The sequence below is a fragment of the Microbacterium sp. Leaf179 genome, from assembly GCF_001423785.1.
Classification (GTDB): domain Bacteria; phylum Actinomycetota; class Actinomycetes; order Actinomycetales; family Microbacteriaceae; genus Microbacterium.
Genome location: NZ_LMPH01000002.1, coordinates 678,990 through 705,375 on the forward strand (window position 1 = coordinate 678,990; position 26,386 = coordinate 705,375).

Annotated in this window: 26 protein-coding genes; 11 read left to right on the top strand and 15 right to left on the bottom strand. The window is 71.1% G+C overall.

The window, feature by feature from the left end; all coding sequences use genetic code 11:
- Positions 1 to 8: 8 nt before the first annotated feature.
- Positions 9 to 854 carry a pyrroline-5-carboxylate reductase gene (gene proC, locus ASF96_RS10715; protein WP_055938948.1) on the bottom strand — a complete coding sequence of 282 codons (846 nt, stop codon included), beginning with the start codon at positions 852 to 854 and terminating at the stop codon, positions 9 to 11.
- Positions 855 to 977: 123 nt separating this feature from the next.
- Here proC and ASF96_RS10720 point away from each other — a divergent pair, with 123 nt between their 5' ends.
- Both ASF96_RS10720 and ASF96_RS10725 read left to right on the top strand, forming a co-directional pair.
- On the top strand, positions 978 to 2,090 hold the full coding sequence (locus tag ASF96_RS10720; RefSeq protein ID WP_055938951.1) for an alpha/beta hydrolase: 1,113 nt from the start codon (positions 978 to 980) through the stop codon (positions 2,088 to 2,090).
- Positions 2,091 to 2,171: 81 nt separating this feature from the next.
- Positions 2,172 to 3,101 (top strand): LLM class F420-dependent oxidoreductase, encoded by a 930-nt coding sequence (locus ASF96_RS10725; protein ID WP_055938954.1) that lies wholly within the window; start codon positions 2,172 to 2,174, stop codon positions 3,099 to 3,101.
- A gap of 39 nt (positions 3,102 to 3,140) precedes the next feature.
- Here the strand turns inward: ASF96_RS10725 and tadA are convergent, their stop codons facing one another.
- Positions 3,141 to 3,596 carry a tRNA adenosine(34) deaminase TadA gene (tadA, locus tag ASF96_RS10730; protein WP_055939477.1) on the bottom strand — a complete coding sequence of 152 codons (456 nt, stop codon included), beginning with the start codon at positions 3,594 to 3,596 and terminating at the stop codon, positions 3,141 to 3,143.
- A gap of 86 nt (positions 3,597 to 3,682) precedes the next feature.
- Between tadA and upp the strand changes: the two genes are divergently transcribed.
- Complete coding sequence (gene upp / locus ASF96_RS10735; protein WP_055839143.1) at positions 3,683 to 4,315, top strand: uracil phosphoribosyltransferase; 633 nt, start codon at positions 3,683 to 3,685, stop codon at positions 4,313 to 4,315.
- A gap of 151 nt (positions 4,316 to 4,466) precedes the next feature.
- Here the strand turns inward: upp and ASF96_RS10740 are convergent, their stop codons facing one another.
- Positions 4,467 to 8,021, bottom strand: a complete 3,555-nt coding sequence (locus ASF96_RS10740; protein ID WP_055938958.1) for a TM0106 family RecB-like putative nuclease — start codon at positions 8,019 to 8,021, stop codon at positions 4,467 to 4,469.
- A 110-nt stretch (positions 8,022 to 8,131) separates the two neighbouring features.
- Between ASF96_RS10740 and ASF96_RS10745 the strand changes: the two genes are divergently transcribed.
- On the top strand, positions 8,132 to 10,189 hold the full coding sequence (locus ASF96_RS10745; RefSeq protein WP_055938960.1) for an NAD(+) synthase: 2,058 nt from the start codon (positions 8,132 to 8,134) through the stop codon (positions 10,187 to 10,189).
- Between the two features lie 74 nt (positions 10,190 to 10,263).
- On the opposite strand, the gene ASF96_RS10750 is transcribed toward ASF96_RS10745, so the two are convergent.
- Positions 10,264 to 10,761: a DUF427 domain-containing protein gene (locus ASF96_RS10750; RefSeq protein WP_055938963.1), complete on the bottom strand. Its 498-nt coding sequence runs from the start codon at positions 10,759 to 10,761 to the stop codon at positions 10,264 to 10,266.
- A 106-nt stretch (positions 10,762 to 10,867) separates the two neighbouring features.
- Here ASF96_RS10750 and ASF96_RS10755 point away from each other — a divergent pair, with 106 nt between their 5' ends.
- The 4 genes from ASF96_RS10755 to ASF96_RS10765 all read left to right on the top strand — a co-directional run bounded on the left by ASF96_RS10755 (position 10,868) and on the right by ASF96_RS10765 (position 12,981).
- Entirely contained in the window at positions 10,868 to 11,065 is a 198-nt protein-coding gene (locus tag ASF96_RS10755; RefSeq protein ID WP_055938966.1) for a hypothetical protein, read from the top strand.
- On the top strand, positions 11,062 to 11,205 hold the full coding sequence (locus ASF96_RS16985) for a hypothetical protein (protein ID WP_156458827.1): 144 nt from the start codon (positions 11,062 to 11,064) through the stop codon (positions 11,203 to 11,205). Before ASF96_RS10755 ends, ASF96_RS16985 begins: the two co-directional genes overlap by 4 nt.
- Positions 11,206 to 11,343: 138 nt before the next feature.
- Complete coding sequence (locus ASF96_RS10760; protein WP_055938968.1) at positions 11,344 to 12,288, top strand: aldo/keto reductase; 945 nt, start codon at positions 11,344 to 11,346, stop codon at positions 12,286 to 12,288.
- Between the two features lie 135 nt (positions 12,289 to 12,423).
- Positions 12,424 to 12,981: a phosphorylase family protein gene (locus ASF96_RS10765; protein ID WP_055938972.1), complete on the top strand. Its 558-nt coding sequence runs from the start codon at positions 12,424 to 12,426 to the stop codon at positions 12,979 to 12,981.
- Here ASF96_RS10765 and ASF96_RS10770 read toward each other — a convergent pair.
- The 7 genes from ASF96_RS10770 to ASF96_RS10800 form a co-directional block, all read right to left on the bottom strand.
- Complete coding sequence (locus tag ASF96_RS10770; RefSeq protein ID WP_235560582.1) at positions 12,969 to 14,468, bottom strand: MFS transporter; 1,500 nt, start codon at positions 14,466 to 14,468, stop codon at positions 12,969 to 12,971. The genes ASF96_RS10765 and ASF96_RS10770 overlap by 13 nt on opposite strands.
- Positions 14,469 to 14,605: 137 nt before the next feature.
- Positions 14,606 to 14,788 (bottom strand): hypothetical protein, encoded by a 183-nt coding sequence (locus tag ASF96_RS10775; protein ID WP_055839166.1) that lies wholly within the window; start codon positions 14,786 to 14,788, stop codon positions 14,606 to 14,608.
- A 9-nt stretch (positions 14,789 to 14,797) separates the two neighbouring features.
- On the bottom strand, positions 14,798 to 17,836 hold the full coding sequence (locus tag ASF96_RS10780; protein WP_055938978.1) for an AAA family ATPase: 3,039 nt from the start codon (positions 17,834 to 17,836) through the stop codon (positions 14,798 to 14,800).
- The gene (locus tag ASF96_RS10785; RefSeq protein ID WP_055938981.1) at positions 17,833 to 18,987 is read right to left on the bottom strand and encodes an exonuclease SbcCD subunit D; all 1,155 of its coding nucleotides are present in this window, start codon (positions 18,985 to 18,987) and stop codon (positions 17,833 to 17,835) included. The genes ASF96_RS10780 and ASF96_RS10785 overlap by 4 nt, the downstream gene beginning before the upstream one ends.
- A 138-nt stretch (positions 18,988 to 19,125) precedes the next feature.
- A complete protein-coding gene (locus ASF96_RS16545) occupies positions 19,126 to 19,446 on the bottom strand; it encodes a hypothetical protein (protein ID WP_082509557.1) in 321 nt (106 codons plus the stop codon).
- Position 19,447: 1 nt separating this feature from the next.
- Positions 19,448 to 19,657 (bottom strand): hypothetical protein, encoded by a 210-nt coding sequence (locus ASF96_RS10795; protein WP_055938982.1) that lies wholly within the window; start codon positions 19,655 to 19,657, stop codon positions 19,448 to 19,450.
- A gap of 90 nt (positions 19,658 to 19,747) precedes the next feature.
- Positions 19,748 to 20,047 carry a GNAT family N-acetyltransferase gene (locus ASF96_RS10800; RefSeq protein ID WP_055839180.1) on the bottom strand — a complete coding sequence of 100 codons (300 nt, stop codon included), beginning with the start codon at positions 20,045 to 20,047 and terminating at the stop codon, positions 19,748 to 19,750.
- 433 nt (positions 20,048 to 20,480) lie between these two features.
- Between ASF96_RS10800 and ASF96_RS10805 the strand changes: the two genes are divergently transcribed.
- Both ASF96_RS10805 and ASF96_RS10810 read left to right on the top strand, forming a co-directional pair.
- On the top strand, positions 20,481 to 21,182 hold the full coding sequence (locus ASF96_RS10805; protein WP_055938986.1) for a winged helix-turn-helix domain-containing protein: 702 nt from the start codon (positions 20,481 to 20,483) through the stop codon (positions 21,180 to 21,182).
- A gap of 214 nt (positions 21,183 to 21,396) precedes the next feature.
- Positions 21,397 to 22,386 (top strand): DNA-3-methyladenine glycosylase family protein, encoded by a 990-nt coding sequence (locus ASF96_RS10810; protein ID WP_055938988.1) that lies wholly within the window; start codon positions 21,397 to 21,399, stop codon positions 22,384 to 22,386.
- Positions 22,387 to 22,446: 60 nt separating this feature from the next.
- Here the strand turns inward: ASF96_RS10810 and ASF96_RS10815 are convergent, their stop codons facing one another.
- On the bottom strand, positions 22,447 to 23,268 hold the full coding sequence (locus ASF96_RS10815; RefSeq protein ID WP_055938990.1) for a siderophore-interacting protein: 822 nt from the start codon (positions 23,266 to 23,268) through the stop codon (positions 22,447 to 22,449).
- A gap of 74 nt (positions 23,269 to 23,342) precedes the next feature.
- Here ASF96_RS10815 and ASF96_RS10820 point away from each other — a divergent pair, with 74 nt between their 5' ends.
- Positions 23,343 to 23,564 (top strand): hypothetical protein, encoded by a 222-nt coding sequence (locus ASF96_RS10820; RefSeq protein ID WP_055839190.1) that lies wholly within the window; start codon positions 23,343 to 23,345, stop codon positions 23,562 to 23,564.
- Positions 23,565 to 23,623: 59 nt separating this feature from the next.
- Here ASF96_RS10820 and ASF96_RS10825 read toward each other — a convergent pair whose 3' ends face one another.
- From ASF96_RS10825 to ASF96_RS10835, 3 genes are read right to left on the bottom strand one after another with little or no spacing between them, the layout of a single operon-like run.
- Positions 23,624 to 24,382: an iron ABC transporter ATP-binding protein gene (locus tag ASF96_RS10825; protein ID WP_055938992.1), complete on the bottom strand. Its 759-nt coding sequence runs from the start codon at positions 24,380 to 24,382 to the stop codon at positions 23,624 to 23,626.
- A gap of 31 nt (positions 24,383 to 24,413) precedes the next feature.
- Positions 24,414 to 25,424 (bottom strand): iron chelate uptake ABC transporter family permease subunit, encoded by a 1,011-nt coding sequence (locus ASF96_RS10830; RefSeq protein ID WP_055939484.1) that lies wholly within the window; start codon positions 25,422 to 25,424, stop codon positions 24,414 to 24,416.
- Entirely contained in the window at positions 25,417 to 26,382 is a 966-nt protein-coding gene (locus ASF96_RS10835; protein WP_055938994.1) for an ABC transporter permease, read from the bottom strand. Before ASF96_RS10835 ends, ASF96_RS10830 begins: the two co-directional genes overlap by 8 nt.
- Between the last annotated feature and the right edge of the window lie 4 nt (positions 26,383 to 26,386).

Genomic DNA, 26,386 nt, shown 5'->3' on the forward strand with positions numbered 1-26,386 from the left:
CCGGCACGTCACCGCCCCTCGGCGAGCTCTTTCGCGCGCGCGAGTGCGGCCTCGGCGGCCTCGGTGAAGGTGTCGTCGAATCGGGCCTCCTGCAGCACCGCGACGGCCCGCTCGGTCGTGCCCTTGGGGCTGGTGACGCGGCGACGCAGCTCCGCCGGGTCGACGTCGGAGGCGGCCAGGAGCGTCGTGGCCCCGATGAAGGTCTGCTCGGCGAGCAGACGCGCCTGCGCGTCGTCGAAGCCCATGCGGACGGCCGATTTGGTGAACTCCTCGACCAGCAGGAAGACGTAGGCCGGGCCCGATCCCGAGATCGTCGAGAGCGCGTCGATCTGTTCCTCGGACACCTCGAGCACCGCACCCACGGTCTCGAACAGAGCGCGGACGACGGCCACATCGTCGGCCGAAGCAGCCGGCCCCGCGGCCAGACCTGTCACTCCCTTGCCGACGAGCGACGGCGTGTTCGGCATGGAGCGCAGCGTTGCGACACCCTCGCCGAGGTGACGGGCGAAGGTGTCGAGGGTGACCCCCGCGGCCAGGCTGACCACGACCGCGCCGTCGCGCAGGTGCGGAGCGATCTCGTCGAGCAGGTCGGGCACCATCGCGGGTTTGACGCCGATCAACACCACCTCGGCGGATGCCGCGGCCTCGATGTTGCCGTTCGGGTTGACCTCGAGCGCGACACTCGTCACTCCCTCGAGATCGGCGAGCTCGGCGGCCTTCGCGATCGAGCGGTTGGTCGCGGTGACGCCGCCCGCGCTCAGGCCCGCGGCGACGAGGCCGTGCAGGATGGCCCCTCCCATCGAGCCGGCTCCGAGGATCGCGATCGGGGGCAGCGAGGTGATGGCATCCGTCATGCGTCCAGTCTACGAAGCGCCCCGACGCCGCGACAGGCAACCCTGAGTGCGACCGATAGGGGCGGGCGTTAGAGTCGGACGACGGTGTACCGGGGCACCCGCGATCGACACGGAGGACCTTCCATGACTCTCTTCGACGGCATCACCGCGCGCCTGATCGAGACCGACCGGCTGGGTGTCAACGTGCTCGAGCGCTCCGGCGACGACCCCTCGACGCCCCCGGAGCACACGGTCGTGCTGGTGCACGGGAACGTCGCGTCGTCGCTGTTCTGGCAGGAGATCATGCAGGACCTCCCCAGCGATCTGCGCGTCGTCGCGGTCGACCTCCGCGGCTTCGGTCGCACCGAGCACACCCCCATCGACGCCACCCGCGGCGTGCGCGACTTCAGCGACGACCTGCACGCGACGCTCGATGCCCTCGGCATCGCCTCCGCCCACCTCGTGGGATGGTCGCTCGGCGGAGGTGTCGTGCTGCAGTACGCCCTCGATCACCCGGTGCTCTCGCTGACCCTCCAGTCGCCGGTCTCGCCCTACGGCTTCGGCGGCACCCGACGCGACGGCTCGCGGCTCGACGACGAGGGTGCGGGCACCGGCGCCGGCGCCGCCAACCCCGACTTCGTCCAGCGACTCACCGACGGCGACACCAGCGCCGACGCCCCCACGTCGCCGCGCTCGGTCTTCCGCTCGACCTACGTCGCGCCCGGGTACACGAGCGAGCACGAGGACGTCTGGGTCGAGGCGATGCTCTCGACGTCGACGGCCGTGGGCAACTACCCGGGCGAGTCGGTCACGACCGCCACTTGGCCCGGCTTCGCCCCCGGACGCACGGGGGCGCTCAACACGCTGTCGCCCGTCTTCTTCGACGTCTCGGGCATCGTCGACCTGGCCGACAAGCCCCCGGTGCTGTGGATCTACGGAACGGCGGATGCCATCGTCTCCGACGCCTCGTTCTCGGACGTGAACCACTTGGGCGCCCTGGGCGTCGTTCCCGGGTGGCCCGGCGACGAGATCGCCCCCGCGCAGCCCATGGTGTCGCAGACGCGCGACGTGCTCTCCGCCTACGCCGCCCGTGGCGGCGAGGTCACCGAGGTGCCCGTCGAGGGAGCAGGCCACTCGGTTCATCTCGAGCGTCCCTCCGCGTTCCGCCGGGCGCTGCTCACGCACATCGGCTACGTCGGCCGTCCGGCCGATCCCGCCCCGCCCACCGAGGCGATCATCCTGCGCTCCGCCGACTGAGCGCGGCCTCGACGCGGCCCATCCCGCACTCTCCGTCCCGCCCTCTCCGTCTCGCACCGCCCGACCATCCCGGAGGCTCCCGTGGAGTACTGCCTGTTCACCGAGCCCCAGCAGGGCTTCTCGTACGACGACCAGCTCGCCTTCGCGCAGTCGGCCGAGCGGCACGGCCTCGACGGGTTCTTCCGCTCCGACCACTACCTGCGGATGGGCGAGGGTGACCCGCGGCCCGGGCCGACCGACGCGTGGACCACGCTCGCCGGTCTCGCCCGCGAGACGTCGCGCATCCGCCTCGGGACCCTGGTGTCGTCGGTGACCTACCGCGTGCCCGCGATCCTGGCCATCCAGGTCGCGCAGATCGACGCGATGTCGGGCGGGCGTGTCGAGCTCGGCCTCGGGACCGGCTGGTTCGAGCGCGAACATGCCGCTTACGGAATCCCCTTCCCCGCCAAGCGCTTCGACCTGCTCGAAGAGCAGTTGCAGGTGGTGACGGGCCTGTGGCAGACCCCGGATGCCGAGACCTTCTCGTTCGACGGAGAGCACTACCGTCTCGACGCCGCCCCCGCCCTCCCCCGTCCCGTGCAGTCACCGGTGCCCGTGATCGTGGGCGGCGGCGGTCCGAAGCGGACGCCGGCGCTGGCCGCGCGGTACGCGACCGAGTTCAACATCGGCTTCGTCGCCGAGGAGCAGATCTCGGCTGCCTTCGCGCGCGTGCGCGCCGCGTGCGAGACCGCCGAGCGCGACCCGGCGACGCTGAAGCTCTCGGTCGCTCTGCCGACCATCGTGGGCACGGACGACGCCGAGATCGAGCGACGGGTCGCCGCGATCGGGCAGACCCGTGCGCAGTTCGACAACGGCGCCAACCTCATCGGCACTCCGGCGCAGATCGCCGACAAGGTCGAGCGCCTGCGGGCGCTGGGCGCCGAGCGGGTGTACTTCCAGCTGTTGGATCTGCGCGACGTCGCACACGCCGATCTCGTCGGCGCCGAGATGCTCCCCCTGCTGCCCCGCTGACGCGCACCCGGAGCGAGAGGCGGGTGGCCGGACGCCCGGTTACGCGTCGTGGTCGTGCGGGTGTTCGCGCCGAACCTCGAAGAACGCCGTCAACTGCGCGGCGGCTTCGTCCTCGTCCACCCCGCCGACGACCTCGACGCGGTGCGGCAGGCGCCGGTCGCGCAGAAGGTCGTACATCGAACCCGCGGCGCCGGCTTTGGCATCCCACGCCCCGAAGACCACCCGGGGCACGCGCGCCTGCAGGATCGCACCCGCGCACATGACGCACGGCTCGAGGGTCACCACGAGCGTGCAGTCGGCGAGATGCCACGAGCCGAGGGTCTCGGCCGCGGCACGCAACGCCAGCACCTCGGCGTGCGCCGTGGGGTCCGCCGTGACCTCGCGCAGATTGCGGCCCTCGCCGAGGATCCGCCCCTCGGCGTCGACGACGACGGCGCCGACGGGCACATCACCGTCGACGGCGGCCTCGGCGGCCAGCGCGAACGCGCGACGCATCGCGGAGCGGTCGGCGGCGGTGGGGGTCACGGGGGCTCCGAAAAAACGGACGAGGGAGATCAGGGGAAGCGGCTAGCCTTGAGCCTATGCGTGTCCACGTCGCCGACCACCCGCTCATCACCCACAAGCTCACGGTGCTGCGTGACGTGCAGACATCCTCGCCGGTGTTCCGCCAGCTCACCGAGGAGCTGGTGACCCTTCTGGCCTACGAGGCGACTCGCAACGTGCGTGTCGAGCCGATCGAGATCCAGACCCCGGTGACCCTCACCCAGGGCGTCAAGATCAGCGAGCCCCGCCCCATCGTCGTGCCGATCCTGCGCGCCGGTCTGGGCATGCTCGAGGGCATGGTGAAGCTTCTGCCCACCGCCGAGGTCGGCTTCCTCGGCATGGTGCGCGACGAAGAGACCTTCGAGCCCACGACGTACGCCGAACGCCTGCCCGACGACCTGAGCGACCGCCAGTGCTTCGTGCTCGACCCCATGCTCGCCACCGGCGGCTCGCTGGGTGCGGCCATCAACTTCCTCTTCGCCCGCGGCGCGCAGGACGTCACCGCGATCTGCCTGCTCGGCGCCCCCGAGGGCGTCGCCGCCATCGAGAAGCAGGTCGAGGGACACGACGTCACCCTCGTGCTCGGCGCCGTCGACGAGCGACTCAACGAGAAGGGCTACATCGTGCCCGGTCTCGGTGACGCCGGCGACCGGTTGTACGGCACGGCCTGACGCGTTCGTTCGGCCCGATTCGGTGCGGCGAGCGGCGGGGCGTGAGAACCGAACCCCGGCCGCACGATCCCGCCCCGCACCCGGTTTCCGGCGTGCGGCGAGCGGGCCGGGCTCGGCGCCATGGTCGACGGCGATCGGGCAGCCCGGCCCCTCACTCGACTCCGTCGACCAACCGCGCGAAGGCGCTGAGGCGTGCCACCCCCTCGGGAGTACGCGGAAGGTCGTCTAGCAGCGCGGGTGAATACACGACGTACGCCGCCTGCATCGCACGCGAGATCGCGACGTTGATGCGGTTGCGCAGCAGGAGGAACTCCAAGCCCCGCGGTGCCTCGCGCCCCGAGGACGCCGCGAGGGTGAGGATGGCGACCGCCGCCTCTTTGCCCTGGAAGCGGTCGACGGTGCCCACGGGGACGTCCGAGAAGCCCGCCGCGGCCAGGGCCTCTTCGACGGCCACCTGCTGAGCGTTGTAGGGCGTGATCACGATGATGTCGTCGGCGCGCAGGGGCCGCGGCTCGTGCACGACGGCCGAATCACCGGCCCCTCCTTCGGCCCCCGTCCACTCGCGGCCGACGAGGTCGGACACGAGGCGTGTGACCTCGGCCGCTTCTTCGGCCGACCAGGTCGAGTTGCCCTGGTGGCGCACGGGAACGATGTGCACCCCGGGTTCGACGCCGTCGAGTCGGCGCAGGGCCGTCGACGGGTGGGCGGCGAGGCGGCCCTCGTACGACAGCCGCGACACGGGACCCGCGACCGCGGGGTGCAGACGCCGGGTGCGCGCGAGGAAGTAGCCGAGCTCGGCGGGCACCACCTCGGCGCCGTCGATGATCCACCCCAGCGCCGACGTGTCGACGGGTTCGGGGTGCGTGCCCTGGCTCACCTGCGGCAACTGCTGCGGGTCTCCGAGCAGCAGCAGTCGCTGCGCGGCCAGCGAGACGGCGATCGTCGAGGCGAGCGAGAACTGTCCGGCTTCGTCGATGACGAGCAGGTCGAGGCTGCCGCGGGGGATGCGCGTCTCGTGGCTGAAGTCCCACGCGGTGCCGCCCACGACGAAACCCTGCGCCGCGTTCTCGGCGGTGAAGGCGGCGACGCCGTTCTTCGGGAGCACCGTGAAGGCATGCGGGACGCTCGGGTCTTTCGGCGCCTTGCCGACCCGGGATGCCGGGACCCCGGCCGCGATGACCTGATCGAGCATGTGCTCGATCGTCGCGTGCGATTGCGCGACGACGCCGATGCGATACCCCCGCTCGGCGACCAGGCGGGCGATGACGTGCGACCCGACGTAGGTCTTGCCGGTGCCGGGCGGGCCCTGCACGGCGAGATAGCTGTGGTCGAGATCGGCCACGCTGCGGGCGATGGCGGTGACCTCGTCGTCGCCCGGGGCGCCGTCGACGGCGGTGACAGGTGCCAAGGCGCCGGAACGGGTGCGCGGCGGCACTCGACGCAGGACATCGGCGGCGGCGCCGTCGGGCATCGCCGGGGCGACCGTCAGCACCGCGTCGGCCCACGCGTCGATCGCCTTCTGCTGGTTGCCCGCGCGCGGCGGGGCCGGCGGGGTCAGGGCGAGCGGCAGGTCGTCCCAGGTGACGCCGTCGGCGGCGATCTCTTCGACGATCGCGCCGTCATCGAGCACCTCGCGCACCGTCACCCGGCGGGCACCGTGGATCCAACGCGGGCGGGTGTCGAGCGGGAACGGCGCCGGCAGGTCGTAGACGGCGAAGGGCTCGGCATCCGGGCTCAGGCGCGTTCCGGGGGCGAGTTCTCCGCGCAGCTCCACCAGGCGGCGCTCGGAGCCCCGCCCCGACTCGGCGATGTGCCAATCCGTGACGACCCGCGAGCGGGCGGCGTCGACGACCACGACGTCGCGCGTCTCTTCCCACACCGAGATCGGCTCGCGCAACCGAAGGAAGTGCGTCGCCCAGTAGCTCTTCTCTTCGCGGGGGTAGTAGTCGATCGCGGCGGCGGCGAGGCGCAGCGCCGTCGCATCGCGCGAATCGGCGCCGGACTCGACGGCGGCGGCCCACCGCTGCAGGGCGGTCGCCCGGGGCGAAGGCTCGTAGGCCTGCTCGTCGGGATCGGCGCCGTGGGCTGGCACCGCACCGGCCTCGCGCGCCCGGTCGACGAGCCAGTCGCGCAGGCGGCGGGTCGACACGCAGTCGTAGCGGTTGTAGTCGGCGAGGTCGTCGAGCACGCGCTGCGCACCCACCGCGTCGCCGTCGGCCGCGAGCGCCCGGGCCTCGACGTATTTCACGATCGAGTCGTCGCCGCGCTGCACATCGCTCGTGCGCACCTCGTCGCCCATGTAGAGAGGTTCGAGCTTCTTGATCGAGTACGAGCGGGATCCCACGCGCAGGGCGCGACGGACCACGGGATAGAGGTCGACGAAGATCCCGTCGCGCAGCAGTCGATCGACGTCGGCTTCGCGCACCCCGTAGGTGGCCGCCATCGTGAGCAGATGGGTGGGCTCGTAGGGGGCGTAGTGGTAGATGTGCATTCCGGGGTACTGCTGACGTCGCAGCGCCACCATGTCGAGGAAGCGCTCGAGCGCGACGCGCTCTTCGTCGAACGTGTGGGCCCAGAGCGCCCCGTAGGTCTCGCGCGTGTCGACCCAACCGAACAGGTAGTCGATGCCCCAGTGCGCGCCGACGCCCTCGGTGTAGAGCGGGTCGCCCTCGAAGTCGAAGAACAGGTCACCGTGGTCGGGGCGCGGCAGCACTCCCAGCGACTTGGGTGCGACGACCTCGTAGGTGGGCACGGCGTGCGCCGGCGTCGCGTCGGTGGGGACGCCCGCCGGGCTGTCGAGCTGCAGTCGCGCCTGGGTGCGAAGCGAGACGAAGGTGTCGGATCCCATGGCGGCCGGGGGCTCGGTCGCGCTGGCGAGCGCGTCGATGGTGGGGATGCCGCCCGCGCGCAACCGATCGCGCTGCACCGGACGCATGCCGGCGACCAGCAGCAGATCACGGTGCGCGACGACCTCGAGCTCGCAGGTGGCGCAGCGGCCGCAGGCCACGACGCCCAGGTCACCTCGTGCGTCGCCCCATTCGATGACCGGGCCGGCGACACCGAGCCCGACACGGCGGTCGGCGATGAGAGCGCGCAGACGCGTTCGCCGCAGCCCGAAGACCGGCAGCAGGTCGTCGACACGGTGCGTGCTCGTCGAGCCGTCGCCCAGCAGCAGCTCCACGCGGTCGGAGCGCGCGACGCCCAGGCGATCGAGCTGGTCGACGTAGGCGGCGAGCTGCATGAGGGCGGTGACGCGGGCGCGGCGGGCGAGCTTCGTGTCTTGCACGACCCAGGGCCGCGTGCCGTCGGGGTGGGGGTGGGTCTCGCGCACGAGGAAGTCGGCGAAGCCGACGAACTCGTCGGTGGCGAAGGCGGCCTGGTAGACGACCTCGGCGGTGGGGTCGGCGAGGGCCGCGTCGGTGAGGCGCACGGCCTCGGCGAGCGCGACCGCGTCGGAGGAACGCGCGGCGGGGATCTCGCGGACCGCGCCGCCGAGACGGGCCCGGTAGTCGTCGAGCACCCGCAGTTCGTGCGCGGTGCCCAGCTGTGCGGCGCGTTCGAGCGTGGCGTCTGCGGGGTCGTCGACGGGGGCGATGCGGCCGATCTTGGCGTCGATGGCGCGCAGCCACGCGAATTCGCACTCGGCCGCCGCCTTGAGATCGCTGGCGCTCCAGACGATCCGCCCGTCTTGTTCGATGTACCGCATGGGAACCCACGCTAACGGGGACCACCGACATCACGATCCGTGCCTCCACAGGCCGGACCGGGCCGCGAAGGGACTGCCACCGTGTCGGAGGCACCTGACAGACTGGACGGGTGATCACCGACCTGCCGTTTGAGAGCGTCTACCGGCACGGCTTCGCTCGGGTCGCCGCGTGCACGATCCCCGTCGCCCTGGCCGACCCGGCGACGAACGCCGACGCCGTGCTCGACTCCGCCCGCGCGTGCGACGCCGAGGGCGTGGCCGTCGCGGTGTTCCCCGAGCTGTGCCTCACGGGCTACTCGATCGACGACCTCGTCATGCAGGACCCTCTGCTCGACGCGGTCGAGTCGGCGCTCGGGCGTCTCGTCGTGGCATCCGCAGACCTCCTCCCGGTGCTGATGGTGGGCGCTCCCCTGCGGCACGGCAATCGGCTGTTCAACTGCGCCGTGGTCATCCACCGCGGTCGGGTGCTCGGCGTCGTCCCCAAGGCCTACCTGCCCACCTATCGCGAGTTCTACGAGCAGCGCTGGTACGCCCGCGGCGACGACCAGGCGGGCCAGCACGTCACCGTCGCCGGCGCCACGGTGCCGTTCGGCCCCGACCTGCTGTTCGACGCCGTCGACGTGCCGGGGCTGACGCTGCACGCCGAGGTGTGCGAAGACGTCTGGGTTCCGATCCCGCCGTCGTCGGGTGCGGCTCTGGCCGGAGCCACGGTGCTCGCGAACCTCTCGGGCAGTCCCATCACGATCGGCCGTGCCGACGACCGCACCCTGCTGTCGCAGTCGCAGTCGCTGCGGTGCCTCGCGGCGTACGTCTACGCCGCCGCGGGCCAGGGCGAGTCGACCAACGACGTCTCGTGGGACGGCCAGACGATGATCTACGAGGGCGGACAGCTGCTCGCGACGGCCGAGCGCTTCCCCGATGGTCCACGCCGGAGCGTCGCCGACGTCGATCTCGATCGGCTGCGTCAGGACCGCCTGCGTCAGGGCACCTTCGACGACAACCGTCGCACGGTCGGCCCGCAGTTCCGCACCGTGTCGTTCGAGCTCGCGCCGCCCGCGACCGACATCGGCCTGCGCCGTACTCTCGACCGCTTCCCGTTCGTGCCCGACGACCCCGCTCGTCTCGCTCAGGACTGCTATGAGGCCTTCAACATCCAGGTGTCGGGGCTGGTGCAGCGTCTGCGGGCGATCGGGGATCCCAAGCCCGTGCTCGGCGTGAGCGGTGGCCTCGACTCCACCCACGCCCTGCTCGTCATCGCTCAGGCGATGGATCGCATGGGGCGTCCCCGCAGCGACATCCTCACGTACACGCTCCCGGGCTTCGCGACGAGCGAGAAGACCAAGCGCAACGCCATCGCCCTCGCCGAAGCCGTCGGCGCCTCGATCGAAGAGATCGACATCCGACCCGCGGCATCCGAGATGCTCGCCCGCATGGGGCATCCCTTCGCCTCGGGTCAGCCGGTGCACGACGTCACCTTCGAGAACGTGCAGGCGGGGCTCCGCACCGACTACCTCTTCCGTCTGGCCAATCAGAACGGCGGCATCGTCGTGGGCACGGGCGACCTGTCCGAGATCGCCCTCGGCTGGTCGACCTACGGCGTGGGCGACCAGATGAGCCACTACTCGGTCAATCCCGGCATACCGAAGACCCTCATCCAGCACGTCATCCGCTGGGTGATCTCGGCCGGCGAGCTGAGCGCGGACACCGTCGAGGTGTTGCAGGCCGTGCTCGACACCGAGATCAGCCCCGAGCTCGTCCCGGCCGGTCAGGACGGGCGCATGCAGTCCACCGAAGACCGCATCGGTCCGTACAACCTCCACGACTTCACGCTGTACCACGTGCTGCGATTCGGGTTCCGTCCGTCGAAGGTCGCGTTCCTCGCCGCGCACGCCTGGAAGGATCCGGATGCCGGGACCTGGCCCGCGGGTTATCCCGAGGGCGAGCGGCCGGCGTACGACCTGGTGACGGTCGCGCGGTGGCTCGAGGTGTTCCTGCAACGGTTCTTCGGATTCGCGCAGTTCAAGCGCACGGCCATCCCGAACGGCCCCAAGGTCTCTCCTGCCGGTTCACTGTCACCGCGCGGCGATTGGAGGGCGCCGTCCGACGGCAACGCGCGGGCCTGGCTCGCCGACCTGCACACCGCCGTTCCGCAGGCGTTCGACAGTTGACGCGGTCTCTCCGCTCAACGAAGCCGGTCACTCCGTCATCGGTATAGCGGAACGCGGGCGAGGGCGACCCCGGGTCACCAGCCCATCGACCCCGGAACACCCTTGAACGGGCCGGCGAGGTCCTTCGTCACCCACCCGCCGTAGAAGCCCCCGGGTTGCGGCTGCACCGTCTCTCCGCCCAGCACAACGCGGTCCAACGGCCCGGCGTAGACGGCCACGCGGTCAGCCAGCATCTCGTACCCCGGCATGGGGTTCGGATAGTTCCACGCCGCGCGCGCGGCCACCACTCCCCCACCGCCGTGCACGTCGAAGTAGCGCGCTCCGCCCTTGTACTCGCAGAACGACGCGCCCTCGCCCAGGGTCAATGCCTCACCGAAGGCGGCGATCGGCAGATAGTAGACGGGCGGGTGGCTCGTCTCGAGCACGCGGACGACGTCATCGGTGTCGACGATGCGCACCCCGCCGAAGTCGATCTGCACGCGCTTTCGCACGGTCTCGACGCGAGGCGGGCGGGGGTAGTCCCACACGGACTCCTGGCCGGGGCGGACGGGATCGGGAACGGGGCGCGCCATATCCCTACGCTACGCCTCGGGGCGGGATGCGGATCGAGATCTGATCGTGCGTTCGCCGTCACGGGAGACATCCGGCTTTTCGGTAGCCTGGGAGCAGGGGGTCGACGTGAGCGAACAGAAAGTCACAGACGGCGGGGGCAGGTTCCGCGTCTACCAGGTGAGCGGCATCGTGCTCGCCGTCCTCTTCCTCGCGCTCGGCGTCACCGCGTTCCTCGCCGGCGGCGGCCCCATCATCGCCGCCATCGCCGTCATCGGAGGTCTCACCGTGCTTGTCGTATCGATCGTGACGATGGTGCGCTCGTGAGCGTCCCCGATGGCTCCGACCGCCCCGACGGCAAGAAGAAGTACCCGACCGGCACGGTCGTCATCTGGATCGCCGGTGCGGGGATCGGCCTCTGGCTGCTCATCAGCGGCCTCATCGGCATCCTGTCGGGCGGTTCGTGAGTCGGCGGGGCTGAGCCCACTCCGCTGAGCCCCGGGCCGGCCGCCCCTGCCGCGCGGCGGGTCACGGCGCGTCGAGGGAATGCCCGCTGACGAGCATCGTTGTCTCTGAGGTCAACGAACCTCGACAGGAAGGGCATCATGACGCGCCTTGGACGCAGCGACCTCGACATCCTCCCCCTCTCGCTCGGCGGGAACGTCTTCGGTTGGACCGCCGACCGCGACACCTCGTTCGCCGTACTGGACGCCTTCCATGCCGGGGGCGGGAACTTCATCGACACGGCTGACGGCTACAGCGCGTGGGTCCCGGGCAACTCCGGCGGAGAGAGCGAGACGTTGATCGGCGAGTGGCTCGCGTCACGCAAGCCGTCGAACGTCGTCGTCGCGACGAAGGTGAGCACCCACCCCGACTTCCGCGGCCTGTCGGCGGCGAACGTGCGCGCGGCGGCCGAAGCCTCGCTGCAGCGCCTGGGTGTCGACACCATCGACCTGTACTACGCCCACTTCGACGACGCCGAGACCCCGCTCGAAGAGACCGTGGCCGCCTTCGGCGACCTCGTGTCCGACGGTCTCGTGCGCCACGTGGCCGTGTCGAACTACACCGCCGAGCGCATCCGCGAATGGGTCTCGCTGGCCGAGGCCTCGGGCGTCGCCCTGCCCGTCGCCATCCAGCCGCACTACAACCTCGTGCACCGCACCGACGTCGAGCGCGACATCGTGCCCGTCGCCGAGCAGTACGGCATGTCACTCGTGCCGTATTTCGCCCTGGCCAGTGGCTTCCTGACCGGCAAGTACCGGACGGCGGATGCCACGGGCGACTCGCCCCGTGCCGAGGGCGCCGCGAAACTCGCCACCCCCGCCGGCCTCGCGCTGATCGACGCGCTCGAGGAAGTCGGACACGCCCACGGCGCTTCCATCGCGACGACCGCGCTGGCGTGGCTGCGCGCGCAGCCCGCGGTGGCCGCCCCGATCGCCAGCGCGTCGAAGGTCGAGCAGGTCGCCGATCTGCTCGCGAGCGCGCGCCTCGAGCTCAGCGCCGACGAGCTCGCCCACCTGTCGCGGGCGTCGGACGGCGCGCAGGACTGACGTCGATCGCAGTGAGGCCCCGGCACACACCGTGTCGGGGCCTCGCTGCGTCTTCGGACCCCGGCGGTCGGGCGACGCCCGAACGCGTCATCCTCGTGACGTCATCGTCGTGACGTCATCGACGACAATGGAAGGGTGAAGCTCCTCGTCGCCGCCCATGTGTCCGAACTCGTCGCCTTCGAGGAGGACATCCCCGGCTTCACCCGTCTGCTGACGGGCGTGGGGAAGATCCCCGCGGCCTACGCACTCACACGCGCCCTTTGCGAGGGCGACTACGACGAGATCGTCGTCGTCGGCACGGCGGGGGCGATCGACGACGACGTCGAGGGGGGCATCTACGAGATCGCCGGAGCCATCCAGCACGACGTGAAGGGGCTCGACGGCACGTTCGGCGAGCACGTGTCACTGCCGACGCGGGTGGACACCGGCGCCGACGGGCTCGTCATCGCCACCGGCGACCACTTCGTCGACGACGCCGAGGCGGTTCGGCTCATTCGCGGCCTCGGAGCGCGGCTGGTCGACATGGAGTCGTACGCCCTCATCTGGGTCGCGCAGCAGTTCGACGTGCCGATCCGCATCCTGCGGGCCGTCTCGGACCGCGCGCAAGACGGCGCGACCGAACTGTGGGACGTCGTCGTCGAGCGCTGCAGCCACGAGCTGCGCGCGAAGATCGGCGAGCTCTACGGGGTCTGAGACCCCGAGCGAGCCCGACCCGCCAGGTCGCCGACGCCCACGATCAGCGCGATACCCAGGAAGACGCCCACGGTGATCATGCCGGACGCGTAGGCGTCGTGGTAGACCACCGTCATGTCGGCGGTGTCCTGCTCGCGATAGACCGTCGCGTAGAACAGTGCGAGCGCGATGGCCGTGCCCACGGCGGTGCCGATGCGTTGTCCCAACTGACCCACCGAGCCCGCGACACCCCCGCTGGTGACGGGGATGTCGGCAAGTGTGAGGGTCTGATTGGGCGAGATCACCAGACCGCCGGCGAACCCGCCGACGACCATCACCCCGGCCATCGCCCATGGCGTCCACTCGGGTGCGGTGAACAACGCCACCAGCACGAGACCGCCCGCCGTGGCGACCATGCCCAGGATTCCCCACACCACCAACGGACGCCCCAGACGCGTGACCAGATTGCCGCCGATCCACGAGCTCCACGCCGACGCGACCGCGAACCCGATCGTCACCATGCCCGCGAACACGGGTTCGAGTCCCAGCCCGCCCTGCAGGAAGAGGGTGCCGAGCAGGAACATCGCGGGGATCGCGGCGAAGTACGCGGTCGAGATCAGCACACCGTTCCGGTACGACGACAGGCCGAAGATCGAGAACGGCATGAGCGGCATCCCGCCCCGATCCGCGTATCGGCGCTCCCAGAACACGAAGCCGGCGGCGAAGACGACCGACACCACAAGCAGCCACCAGCGGCGGGGATCGTCGCCGGGCGCACCCGTGGTGAAGAGGAACGGCCACATGAGGGCCAGGATCGTGAGCGCGAACAGCAGCACGCCGACGGGGTCGAGGTCGAGCTTGCGACGCGACTTGGTGCGGGTGTCGGGCAGCAACCAGGCGGCCAGGGCGATGACGATCGCGACCAGCGGAATGTTGATCCAGAAGATCAGACGCCAGCCGTCGGTCTCGCCTCCCAGGGCGATGAGCAGACCGCCGAGCGTGGGACCGAACGCGGTGGCGATGCCGATCGTGGCCCCGAACAGTCCGAAGGCGCGACCGCGTTCTTTGCCCTGGAACAGCTGCTGCACCAGCCCGAGGACCTGCGGCATCTGGATGCCGGCGGCCACCCCCTGCAGCAGACGAGCGACCAGCAGCACTCCGGTGTTGGGGGCGAGGGCGCACGCCAGGCTCGTGACGAGGAACAGCGACAAGCCGACGAGGAACAGCACGCGCCGGGACCGCAGGTCTCCGAGACGACCGGCGGGCACCAGCACGAGACCGAAGGTGAGGATGTAGCCCGACACCACGAGCTGCAACTCGGTCGGCCCGGCGTTCAACGCCGCCTCGATCGAGGGCAGGGCGACGTTCACCTTGGTGAGGTCGAGGATCGTGAGCGCGGCGACCGCCACGGCGACCCAATAGGCACGCCAGCGATGCTTCGACGACAGGACGATATCGCGCGTGGGGGGATGGGCGGAGCCCGAGGGGGCAGGCGGCTGATCAGACATCGCGTGCCACGCTACTCCGGGGGTCGGACACGACGGTCGGGCTTGCGTGGACCGTCCCGCCGGCACCGTGATCGCGGACGATCTCGCTCGGCGGGCCGCCGGCGCCCGAGGACCGGGGCGCCGAGCGTTCCGCGCGCTCAGTCGATGTCGCGACGAGCGAAGACCGCGCGCAGGATGAAGAACACGATCACCGCGACGATCGCCACGGCGACCACCCGGAACGCGAACGCGAGGATCGACAGGAGGATGTTCACGACGACCCAGGCGATGACCACGGCGACGATGACGCCGAGGATGGTCCAGAGGGTGCTCTTGCGCATGCGACCAGCCTAGGCGGGGAGCAGGGCGGCATCCTGGGAGATGACGCTCGGTCCCCTCGGTGTCGCGGTCACCTGCAGCTGCGCGGGCAGCTGGTCTCTCATCGACGCCACGTGACTGATGACGCCCACGGTGCGGCCGCCTTGCCGCAGCTCGTCGAGGGTGCGCATGGCGAGATCGAGGGTGTCGTCGTCGAGCGAGCCGAAGCCTTCGTCGATGAAGAGGGTGTCGAGCCGGATGCCCCCCGCCCGGGCCGTGACCACCTCCGCGAGTCCGAGGGCCAGGGCGAGCGACGTCAGGAAGGTCTCACCGCCCGAGAGCGAATGCGGCGGACGGCACTGGCCGGTGAAGGCGTCCATGATCTCGAGCCCGAGCCCGCTGGCGGCCCCGCGGGCCGCGAGCGCGTCGGTGTGCTGGAGTCGGTAGCGGCCCGACGACATCTGCTCGAGACGCAGGTTGGCGGCCACGACGATCTCTTCGAGCTCGGCGGCCAGCACGAAGGTCTCGAGCGTCATGCGGCGGGTGTTGGGCGCGCGTCCGGCGAGGGTGTCCGCCAGACGGGCGACGACCGCGTGCTCTTCGGCCAGCTCCGCGATGGCCGAATGGCCGGCATCGGCCCGCTGGGCGAGGCCTCGCAGACGGTCAGCGAGAGTCCGCGCCTCGGCGTGCGCGGCGGCGGCCTGCTGCACGGACTCGCGCGCCTGCCGCACGGCGGCGGTGAACGGCGCGAGATCGAGCGGCTCGTCGCTCGCGTCGACGAGCGCCAGTTCCAGGTCGAACAGGCGCTGACGGGCGGACGCGATCGCCGTCGCGTGCTCCGTGACGATCGCGTCGAGACGTCGGCGGTCGGCGGCGGGCCGCAGGGCGCCGACGACCGCGTCGATGTCGTCGAACGAGGTGTCGGCCACGAGGTCGTCGAGGGTCGTCCGGGCGTCGAGGTGCGCGGCCCGCGCGGCGACCAGATCGGCGCGCGCGGTCAGCAGGTCGCGCACCGCCGTCCGATGCGACCGCAGGTCGTTCTGTCGCTCGGTGACGGTCGCGAAGTCGCCGCGCGCCCGACGCACGTCGTCGCGCAGGGCGTCGCCTCGCTGCTGCGCGAGGGCGGCATCCTGCCGCGCCGTGGCGAGGTCGGCCGTCAGTCTCTCGATCCGCGCCGCGATGGCGACGTCGATCTCGACGGCACGCGCCCGCTCCGCCTGAAGATGCTCGAGGTCGGCGACGTCGGCGAGAGCGCTCGCGAGCACGGTCTCGGCCGTGGCGAGGCGGTCGGTCAGGGTCGCGACGCTGTCTCCTCCCGCCCGAGCGGCGGCGAGAGCGTGGTCGTCGCGGGCGATCCGGGCGGCGTCGGAGGCGAGCCGGTCGGCGTCGACCGCGGCGTTCTTGCGATCTTCGGCGGCGGCGATCTGCTCGTCGGTCACCGAGGCGTCGCCGCCCACGGCGGGGGCCGGGTGCTCTCGGGAGCCGCAGACGGAGCACGGTTCTCCGTCGACGAGCTCGTGGGCGAGTTCTGCGGCGGCGCCCGCCAGGCGACGCCGCAGCAGCGTAGTCCACGCGTCGACCGCACGCTGCAGATCGTCGGCGCGGACGAGAGAGGAGAGGTCGGCCTGGTCGCGCTGCTCGAGCAGTCGTGCCGCCTGGTGAGCGGCATCCAGCCGACGTCGAGCCTCGTCGCGAGCTGCCAGCGCGGCCTGTCGCCGGTCGGGGGCGCCCTGGAGGGCGGTGAGGCGCTCGTCGAGCGTCTGGAGCAGATCGGGCACCTCGCGGCGCCCGTCGACGAGGGCGTCGCGCTGCCGCTCGAGCGTCTGCACGCGCGCGGTGGCCTGTGCGACCGCGGCGTCGGCGTCGACCAGTTGCTGCTCGGCGACACGCGCGGCCTCGGCCTGGGCGAGCAGTGCGGTCAGCTCATCGTCTCGTGCGGCGAGGGCGTCGTCGGTTCCGGCGTCGCCTTCACCCACGGCGCGCGCACGGTCGAGGGCTGTCCCGTGACGCTTCTCTGCGGCGGTCACCGCGGTCGCGGCCCGCTCCGCGGCGTCGACCGTCGCCCGGAGCGCCTCGGCCGCGGCCGCCGCGGCCGCTTCGTCGCGCGCGCGCTCGACCGCGTCGCTCTGCGCCTCGAGGGTGGCGAGCTCTCGGCGCACGCGCACGCGGTCGCGCTGACGCTCGTGCAGCGTCGCGGCCTCGCGTTCCGCCGTGAGAGCCGCATCGAAACCCGCATCGGCCGACTCTCGATCTCGGGCGAGGGTATCGACGAGGTAGGCGGCCCTCTCGACGGCGCGGACGACGAACGCCAGCCTGTCGGCGACGGCGCGGGGGGCGTCGTCGGACGCCGGGGAATCGCCGGACGACGACGTGACCTCGGAGTCGGGGGCACCGCCGTCGAGTTCCGCCGCCAGACGCTCGGCCTCGTCGAGGAGGGTCGAGACCTCGATCCCCTCGGCGGCGAGGCGCACCTGGGCGCGCTTGCGACGTTCGTCGAGATCTGCGGTGTACTGCTCGAACGAACGCGTGCCGAACAGGGTGCGCAGCAGCGTCAGTCGCTCGTCGTTCTTGGCCAGGAGGAATCGAGCGAAACGGTTCTGCGCCAGCAGGATGACCTGGAGGAACTGCTGCTGACTCAGCCCCACGATCTCGTCGAGGCGGGTCGCGACGTCGACGGGGCGCGCCGCGACCCCGGTCCAGCCCTGCGGGGTCTGCACCTCGAGAAGGGCGCGGTGCGGCTCTTTGGTGGTGCCGCCGCCACGACGCTTGGGCCGCTCGAACTCGGGCGAGCGGGTGATGCGCCATCTCTCGCCGTCGGCGCTGAACTCGAGCGTGACGCGCGTCGGGTCGTCGGGGGTGCAGTGGTCGCTGCGCAGGCGCCGTTCCGCTCCGTCGTAGCGGGGCACACCCCCGTACAGGGCGTAGCAGACGCCGTCGAGCACGCTCGACTTGCCCGCCCCCGTGCGCCCCGTGATGAGGAAGATGCCGTCGTCGGAGAAGGCGTCGAAGTCGACCGCCTGCGTGTCGAGGAACGGGCCGAAACCCTCGAGTTCGAGCCGGTGGAGCTTCATGCGCGCGCCTCGGAGACCGCTCGGGTGTCGAGGACCTCGCGGATGAGGGATCGCTCGGCCTCGGTGGCACCTTCGCCCTCGCGCACGTGAGCGAGGAACGCGTCGATGACCTCGGCGTCGTCGCGGGCCGCCCGCACGCGTCTCGCGTAACCGACGCCGTCGTCGGCCCGGGTCTCGGCCGGAACGTGCGCGACGGTGGCGCACCACGGGAATCGTGCCTGCAGCCGTCGCATGGGATCGGGCTGAGGAGTCGCGTCGGTGTACTCGGCGCGCACCCAGTGCTCGTCGTGGCCGTCGAAACGTTCGTCGGAGAGGAGGTCGTCGAGGGAGGCACGCAGGGTGACGAGGGGGCGCGGAACGGGCAGGTCGAGCCACCGCACGTCGGCGAGGCCGTCGCCGTCGAGCTCGACCAGCCACGAACCACGCGGTTTGCCCGCCTCGCCGAAGCTGTAGTGCACCGGTGCTCCCGCGTACCGCACGCGATCGGACAGCTGCTGCCGGCCGTGGATGTGCCCGAGCGCGACATAGTCGGGCCCGTCGAAGGCCGAGAGGGGAACGACGTCGAGGCCGCCCTGACGGATCTCGCGCTCGACGCCGGGGGTGGCCTCCACTCCCGCGGCGAAGCAGTGCGCCGCGACGACGGAGCGGCCGCCGCGTTCGGCCAGATCGTCGCGCACGAGGTCGAGGGCGTGCGCCATCGTCTGCGCCTGGCTTCGCAGCTCGACGCCCTCCCACAGGTGACGCACGATGGCGGGTTCGAGGTAGGGGATGCCGTAGATGTGGACCGGCCCGTGCTCGTCGTGCACGGTGACCGGCGTTCCCACCGACAGCGGATCGGTGACGACGGTGATGTCGTCGCGCAACAGCGCCGATTGGAAGCCGAGACGGGCGGCGGAATCGTGGTTGCCGCTGGTGACCACGACGCGGGCACCCGCGTCGACCACCGCCGCCAGGGTGTGGGACAGGAGCGGGTAGCACGCGGCTGCGGGAGTGGCCGAGTCGAAGACGTCGCCCGCGACGATGACCACGTCGACGTCGTTCTCGCGGACCTGGACGACGAGGGCATCGAGCACGCCGCGCAGGGCGTCGAGCGTCGAGTGCCCGTGGAACGATCGCCCGATGTGCCAGTCCGAGGTGTGCAGGATGCGCATGCAGACACGGTACGTCGCACCTCCGACATCGGCTCGCAGCAAACGCCTGCCCGCGGTGACGACTCAGCAGAACTAGGACGCCGCGAAGACGGCGCCCCGCCCCGGGGTCACCGGGGCGGGGGCGCCGTCGATCGGTTCTCAGGCCCCGTTGACCTCGGCGACGAGGGCGCGGATGCGGTCGTCTCCGAGATCGAGACCGATGTCGGCGAAACGCTGCCGAAGGACGTCGGCGACGCGCTCGTCGCTCTTTCCGCCGACGTCGGCGCGGGTCTGGACCACGACGCCGGCGATGCGGGCCTCGTCGTCGGTGGGGTGGGTGTCCATCATCGGCTCCGACTGCTCGTCGGGGCGCGCGGGACGCTTGCTCTCCTCGTGCACGGCACCGCCCACGGAGTCGGCGGGCGACGCGCCACCGTCGGGACCGGCGGAAGGTTGCGGGGCTCGGGTCTCGTCCGACATGTCAGTCCTCCGTGCTCAAGTCGGGGTCGATGCCCTGGCTGGCGGCATCCCCCTCGATCGGGTCCGAGGGCTCGGCGTCGTTGAGGCGCGGCGAACCCTTCGCGTTCTCGTTCTGCTGAGCGGTCTCGCCGTCGGCGACGGCATCACTCTCCCAGCCACCGGGCGGGTCGGCGTTGATGACACCCTCGGGCAGGTCGCGGTCGTCTGTCATGACTTCCCCTTTCGACACCTCCAGCATCGTGGCGCCACCATCCCCCGCAGCGGGGGTTGACGGCATTGCGGCTCCTGCGTAGGCGTCGCCTCAGGCGGACGGCCGGGTATGCAGGAGGCCGGCGCGTTCCGGATGGGCCTCGAACCACTCCCCCACGTACCAGCACACCGGCAGGATCCGGCGGCCACCGGCCGCCTCGATCGCGTCGACGGCGCGTTCGGTCACCACACCGGCGTACCCATGCCCCCGGAAGGTGGGAATGGTGAACGCGCGCGTGAGGGCGATGGTGCGCCCGTCGTCGCGATAGTCGAGCACCGACACGAGGTCGTCGCCGTCGTGAAGGGTGAATCGCGAGGCGGTCTTGTCGTCGGCGAAGTGCAGGTCGGCCATTCCGTGAGGGTACGCCGCTTCGCGACTCCGGGCGCCGATGCAGCAGAATGCTCGAATTGCGCGCGCGTGGGCGACGAACACCGCGCATGATGCGCACCGGGACACGCGATCGCTCGATTTGACGCGATCCGACTCGGTGCGTCATAATCCCCCCATGACTGTCAACGCGCGTTCTCTGTCCGCCCGGGAGGCGAACAGGACTGCCGGCATGATGATGCCCGGCCGCGTTGTCATGTGTTGTCGAATGTGCCGCTAACCGCGACCCCTCGTACGGACGACCTCGGTTTCTGAACGCCGACCTCGTCCCCCGGTCGTCTGGCGTCCGCGTCGATCACGCGTACCCCGACACCGCACCCCGGCCCTCTCGGCCCTCACCTCCCGCTGAACCCCGCATCGTGACGCACGGGTTCACCACCCAAGGACTTCATCACTCATGTCGATCTCCGCCGTTCTCGACCGCACCCAGCCCTCCGCCGTCCGTACGCAGGCTTCCGCCCCCGCCGACGCACCCGCCGCCCCGCGGCCCGTCGCCGGCACCGCGCCCCGCGGCTTCGCCCTCTACGTCGGCATCGACGAAGAGAAGGCCGCCGCCGCCGGTGTCAGCCTCGGCACCCTCGTCGAGGCCCTCCGCCGCACGCTGAGCGAGCTCGCCCCCGCCGCCGAGACCTACGCCACGGTGGCCCTCGCCCCGGCCGGCGCCGGTGGCCGCGACGTCGACGTCGTCCGTCTCGCGCTGCACGAGCCGTCGGCCGTCGCCCGCACCAAGGACGAACCCGTCGACGAGGACCGCGCCCCCGGCGGCGTGGTCGTCGACATCTCGCGCAAGCGCGTGCTCATCGACGGCGAGTCGGCCGCCTTCACCTTCAAGGAGTTCGAGCTGCTGCAGTACCTCGTGCTGCGCGAGGGGCGCACGATCGAACGCACCGAACTGGTGGCTTCGCTGTGGGAGGGCTCGACCGACGACGACGCCCCGGGCGAACGCACCATCGACGTGCACGTGCGGCGCCTGCGTGCGAAGCTCGGCGCCTACGAGGACATCGTGCGCACGGTCCGCGGCGTCGGGTACCGCTTCGACCGGCACGCCGACGTCTCGATCCGTTACGGCCACGGCACCCCCTCGCCCGACCGCTTCTGATCGCTCGCCGCCGCATCCGGTGTTCTGTGCGCACTGGTCGCGGTCAGTCTGCATGATCGGTGGGGCTGGAGTGCACGGGAGGGAGTGGAAGGACGCGAGCGGATGGATCGGTCATGCAGATGAGCCGAATACCAGCCGCGACCGGCGCCGCGAACCCCACGGCCCCGCACATCCCGGATGCCGCGATGTCGGAGGGCCGACGTAGGGTGTCGGCATGAGATCGACCGGGGTGCGCGCGCGGCAGTCACCGCGTGAATCGCCGGTCGTCGCGGATCGCCCGATCGAGTCGGAGTACCGTCCCGCGCGCCCCGTCGACATCGGTCGCGCGGTCTCGGCGCAGCGGCACGGTCGTAACGACCCCACGTTCTTCGCCACGGCGCCCTTGCGCGACGGAGGCATCGTGTGGAGGGCCAGCCGCACCCCCCTCGGTGTCGCGACCCTCGCTCTGCGACAGAGTGTCGGCGGTTCCGTGCGTGCCGCAGCCTGGGGACCGGGCGCAGAATGGGCGATCGACCAGCTGCCGGCGCTGTGCGGAAAGCTCGACGAAGCCGACGGGTTCGACGCCTCCCGGCATCCCCTGGTCGCCGAATGGCACCGACGGCACCCCGACCTGCGCATCGGCCGCACCGACCTGGTGTTCGACGCCCTGGTCAGCGCCATCATGGAGCAGAAGGTCACGAGCATGCAGGCCTTCTCGGCCTGGCGCAGCGTCGTCACCTGGTACGGCGAGCGCGCACCGGGTCCCCCTCCGCGGCCCCTGTTCGCTCCCCCCGACATCGAGGGATGGCGCCACGTTCCGTCGTGGGCCTGGCACCGGGCCGGCCTCGAGCCGCCGCAATCGCGGACCATCGTCGAGACCGCGCGTCGAGGCCCGACGATCGTGCGCGCGGCGAGCGCCGCGGTCGACGGCGAGGCCCGCGACCGCGTCTTCATCAGCCTGCGCGGCGTCGGCATCTGGACGAGCGCCGAAACGCGCATCCGCGCGTTCGGAGATCCGGATGCCGTGAGCGTGGGCGACTACCACCTCGCCCACCAGGTGGGTTTCGCCCTGACCGGCCATCGCACCGATGACGACGGCATGCTCGAGTTGCTCGAGCCGTTCGCCGGTCACCGTCAGCGTGTCATTCGGTTGATCTACGCCGGGTCGGGCCTCGAACCGCGTCGCGGCCCGCGGCTGCACCCCGAGGACCACCGCGATCGCTGAGGGCGCACCCGCGGCGTCCGCCCGCGCGCGGCGCAGGGAGGTAGCGGTCGATCCCCCGGGTCAGTGTGCGCGCGGGGCCCGCCAATAGCCGGTGAACGAGATCGCCCGTTTGTCGACGCCCGCCCGCACCCAGTGCCGACGCATCGCGCTGACCAGCGACTGCTCGCCCGCCACCCACGCGTAGGCCGGGAGTCCATCACCCGGCGCCGCCTCGGTCGCCGCGTCGCGCGCGGCCGCTCCCGGCGTCGCGTGCGGATCGGCGCGCACGACCCACCGCACGTCGACGCCGTCCGGGGCGGCGAGCGTTCGCACATCGCCGGCATCCGGAACCTCGACGACGGCCGTCCCCGTCGCGGCGGGATCGAGCGACGCCAGAATGCCGGCGAGCGCCGGCAGCGCGGTCTCGTCGCCGACGAGGGCGATCGGGCCGGCGAGATCGGCGGGCGGGGTGAACAGCACCCCCTCGTCGAGGATGGCGACGGCGTCTCCCGGGGCGCACGTCTCGGCCCACGTTGCTGCCGGACCCGCCGTCCCCTCGGCCGCGGATCCGTGCAGGACGAAGTCGACGTCGAGCTCCGCCGGCTGCTCCCCCGCCGGGCGGAAGTCGGCGACGGTGTAGTTGCGCAGAACCGGGCGTTCCGTTTTCGCGATCGCCAGGTACCGCAGGTACGCGAACGAGTCGAGGCGCTGCGGGAGGCGGGTCAGGGTGCCTTCGGCGACCGGGAGGAAGAGGCGGAACCACTGGTCGCGACCGAGGGGCACGAAGCGCACGAGATCGTCGCCGCCCAGGGTGACGCGGGCGAACGACGGCGACAGCCGCTGCCGGCGCAGGACGTGCAGGGTGAGCAGCTCGCTCTTCTCGGGCTTCACGCGTGTGGTCATCGGGCTTCCTCGTTCTCTCGGGGACGGGTGGGCGACGACCGGCGCGGACGCGCGCGGCCGCCTAGGCTGGGCGCATGATGCAGACAGGGACCGGCTGGCCGCGCGGACGCACGTACTGGATCCTCGGCACCCTGCTGCTGCTGGGTCTCGGCATCCTGTTCGGACTCGTGTGGCAGAACGTGTGGCTCGGTGTCGTCATCGCCGCGGCGGTGTCGGTGGGGTGGCTCATCGCCTACGAATCCAGCCGAGGGCGCAACGTCGGCGTCAACGATCCCGACAACGGCATCCAGCTGTAAGACGCCCCCGCGCGGGGATTCCCGTCTCCGCGTGCCGGAGCGGCGGCGGTGCCTGCAGGTCATCGGTAGTAGACCGCCAGCGGATAGGGTCCGTCTCGGCGTACTTCGACGGGGGTGCCGAACACCTGCTCGAGCGTCGTCGGGGTCATGAGTTCGTCGGGGGTTCCGACGTGCACGACCTGCCCGTCGGCGAGCGCGACGATGCGATCGGCGTAGGCCGCGGCGAAGTTGATGTCGTGGACGACGATGACGATGGTCTTGCCCAGTTCGTCGACCGCGCGGCGGAGCTGGCCCATCATCGCCACGGCGTGCTTCATGTCGAGGTTGTTGAGCGGCTCGTCGAGCAGGATGTAATCGGTGTCCTGGGCGAGCACCATCGCGACGTAGGCGCGTTGCCGTTGCCCGCCCGAGAGCTGGTCGAGGTAGCGGCCCGACAGCTCGGTGAGATCGAGGAACGCGATGGCCTCGTCGATCTTCACGTGGTCCTCGGCGGTGAGGCGCCCCTGCGAGTGCGGGAAGCGCCCGAAACCCACGAGCTCTCGCACAGTGAGGCGGGTGACGAAGTGATTCTCCTGACGCAGGATCGACACGATCTTCGCCAGGGCACGACCCGGCGTGGTGGTGACGTCGTTGCCCGCGATGGTGGCGCGGCCGCTCGTGGCGGTCGCCAGACGCCCCACGATCGTCAGCAGGGTCGATTTGCCCGCGCCGTTCGGGCCGACGAGGGCCGTGATTCCCCCGGCGGGGATGTCGAGGGTCACCGGACCCAGGACGGTCAGGTCGCCGTAGGTCATGGTGACGTCGGTGAGGGAGATCACGAGACGTACCGCCCCGGTGAGCAGGAGAGCATCAGAGACTTCCCTTTCGCAGCAGGTAGACCAGGAAGAACACACCACCGACGAACTCGATGATGATCGAGAGCATGCCCGCGGCGTAGAACACGTGGCGCAGCACGAAGTACCCGCCGAGCAGCGCCGCCGTGCCGAGGAGCACGGCGAAGGGCAGCACGACCCGGTGCTGCGAGCTGCCGGCGAGTTGGTACGCCAGGGTGGCGACGATGAAGCCGAAGAACGTCATGGGTCCCACCATCGTCGTCGAGACCGAGATGAGCACCGCGACCAGGACCAGCATCCCGATCACCTCGCGACGGTAGGCCAGTCCGAGATTGAGCGAGGTGTCGCGTCCCAGCGCCAGCACATCGAGTCGGTGACGGGCCCGCCAGACGAGAGCGAGCACCACGGCGACGACCAGCGCTCCCCACGGGAGGTACTCGGCATCCGAGTTCGAGAGGTTGCCGAAGAGTCGGGCCGAGAGGATGTCGAAATCGCTGGGGGTGAGCAGTCGTTGCATGACGGTCGAGAGCGAGCCGAAGCCGACCCCCAGCACGACGCCGACGAGCAGCATGATGTGCAGGTTGCCGCGGCGCCCCGCGAACAACCAGCCGTACAGGAGCGTCGCGAAGCCCACCATGAGCACGCTCTGCACGACGACCTTGAGCAGCCCGTCGGTCGCCGACAGGGCGGCACTGCCGAAGAAGAACACCAACGCCGTCTGCATCACGACGTACAGGGCGTCGAAACCCATGATCGACGGCGTCAGGATGCGGTTGGCGGTGGCGGTGTGGAACAGCACGGTCGCCACCGCCTGACAACAGGCGACGAGGGCGATCGTGGCGACGCTCACCACGCGCAGGTTCACCGCGATCCAGAACCCCCGCGAGCCAGGCACGCCCGGCACGTTCCACGTGAGCACGCCGACGGCGGCCACGATCACGATGAACGCCAGGATGCCGAAACGCAGGCCGATCCGCCGACGGCGGGCCGCACGGGCGGGCGCGGGGCGGGTCAGGATCTCAGCCACGGGCACGCATCCTCAACAGCAGGGTGATGAACACCGCAGAGCCCACCACGCCGAGGATCATCGAGACGGGCACCTCGAACGGCATCCGCACGACACGGCCGACGATGTCGCAGACGACGACGACCGCGACTCCCCCGAGGCACACCCAGGGAAGGTTCGCGCGCGCGTTGTCGCCGCGCCACATCGACACGAGGTTGGGAACGACGAGCCCGAGGAAGGGGAGGAAGCCCACGACCACGGTCGTCACGCCCGTGGCCACGGCGACGAGCGCGGTGCCGACGAGCAGGACGCGCGTGTGGTCGAGCCCCACCGAGGTCGCGAGGTCGCGGCCGAGACCGGCGACGGTGATGCGATCGGCGTAGAGGAACACGAGCACGACGATGAGCGCGACGATCCACAGCACTTCGTAGCGTCCGCGGACGATCGAGGTGAAGCTGCCCATGAACCACGTGCCGAGCATCTGCAGCGAGTTCGTCGAGACGGCGAGGTAGGTGGTGAACGCCGAGACGACGGCGCCGAGCATGATCCCGATGAGCGGCACCACGAGCGAGGAGCGCAGCGAGATGCGCTGCAGGATGCCGATGAAGACCATCGTCCCGACGAAGGCGGCGAGGGATGCCACCACCATGCGCACCGGAAGGGGCGCGGCCGGGGCGACGAGCACCGTGACCAGCAGCCCCAGCGCGGCCCACTCGGAGGTGCCCGTGGTCGACGGTTCGACGAAGCGGTTCTGCGTGAGCAGCTGCATGATGAGGCCGGACACGGCCATCGCGCAGCCGGCGAGCACGAGCGCGAGGGTGCGGGGCACGCGCGAGATGAGGAACATCTCGGCGCCGAAGCCGTCGCCGGCGATGTCGTAGACGCCGACGAACAGCGAGAGCACGACGAGGGCGGCGACGCCCGCGAAAGCGGCGGGCAACGCGAGCCGCGCACGAGGGCGGAGGGCGGTGGCGGTCATGGCA

Excerpts from the sequence above, each read along its gene's own strand:
- ASF96_RS10775 (WP_055839166.1), bottom strand. The coding sequence starts at position 14,788 with ATGCGCAAGAGCACCCTCTGGACCATCCTCGGCGTCATCGTCGCCGTG.
- upp (WP_055839143.1), top strand. The coding sequence starts at position 3,683 with ATGCGTGTCCACGTCGCCGACCACCCGCTCATCACCCACAAGCTCACG.
- ASF96_RS10800 (WP_055839180.1), bottom strand. The coding sequence starts at position 20,047 with ATGGCCGACCTGCACTTCGCCGACGACAAGACCGCCTCGCGATTCACC.
- tadA (WP_055939477.1), bottom strand. The coding sequence starts at position 3,596 with ATGCGTCGCGCGTTCGCGCTGGCCGCCGAGGCCGCCGTCGACGGTGAT.
- ASF96_RS10720 (WP_055938951.1), top strand. The coding sequence starts at position 978 with ATGACTCTCTTCGACGGCATCACCGCGCGCCTGATCGAGACCGACCGG.
- ASF96_RS16545 (WP_082509557.1), bottom strand. The coding sequence starts at position 19,446 with ATGTCGGACGAGACCCGAGCCCCGCAACCTTCCGCCGGTCCCGACGGT.
- ASF96_RS10785 (WP_055938981.1), bottom strand. The coding sequence starts at position 18,987 with ATGCGCATCCTGCACACCTCGGACTGGCACATCGGGCGATCGTTCCAC.
- ASF96_RS10805 (WP_055938986.1), top strand. The coding sequence starts at position 20,481 with ATGTCGATCTCCGCCGTTCTCGACCGCACCCAGCCCTCCGCCGTCCGT.
- ASF96_RS10795 (WP_055938982.1), bottom strand. The coding sequence starts at position 19,657 with ATGACAGACGACCGCGACCTGCCCGAGGGTGTCATCAACGCCGACCCG.
- ASF96_RS10815 (WP_055938990.1), bottom strand. The coding sequence starts at position 23,268 with ATGACCACACGCGTGAAGCCCGAGAAGAGCGAGCTGCTCACCCTGCAC.
- ASF96_RS10760 (WP_055938968.1), top strand. The coding sequence starts at position 11,344 with ATGACGCGCCTTGGACGCAGCGACCTCGACATCCTCCCCCTCTCGCTC.
- ASF96_RS10750 (WP_055938963.1), bottom strand. The coding sequence starts at position 10,761 with ATGGCGCGCCCCGTTCCCGATCCCGTCCGCCCCGGCCAGGAGTCCGTG.
- proC (WP_055938948.1), bottom strand. The coding sequence starts at position 854 with ATGACGGATGCCATCACCTCGCTGCCCCCGATCGCGATCCTCGGAGCC.
- ASF96_RS10835 (WP_055938994.1), bottom strand. The coding sequence starts at position 26,382 with ATGACCGCCACCGCCCTCCGCCCTCGTGCGCGGCTCGCGTTGCCCGCC.
- ASF96_RS10820 (WP_055839190.1), top strand. The coding sequence starts at position 23,343 with ATGATGCAGACAGGGACCGGCTGGCCGCGCGGACGCACGTACTGGATC.
- ASF96_RS10810 (WP_055938988.1), top strand. The coding sequence starts at position 21,397 with ATGAGATCGACCGGGGTGCGCGCGCGGCAGTCACCGCGTGAATCGCCG.
- ASF96_RS10780 (WP_055938978.1), bottom strand. The coding sequence starts at position 17,836 with ATGAAGCTCCACCGGCTCGAACTCGAGGGTTTCGGCCCGTTCCTCGAC.
- ASF96_RS10740 (WP_055938958.1), bottom strand. The coding sequence starts at position 8,021 with ATGCGGTACATCGAACAAGACGGGCGGATCGTCTGGAGCGCCAGCGAT.
- ASF96_RS10770 (WP_235560582.1), bottom strand. The coding sequence starts at position 14,468 with ATGTCTGATCAGCCGCCTGCCCCCTCGGGCTCCGCCCATCCCCCCACG.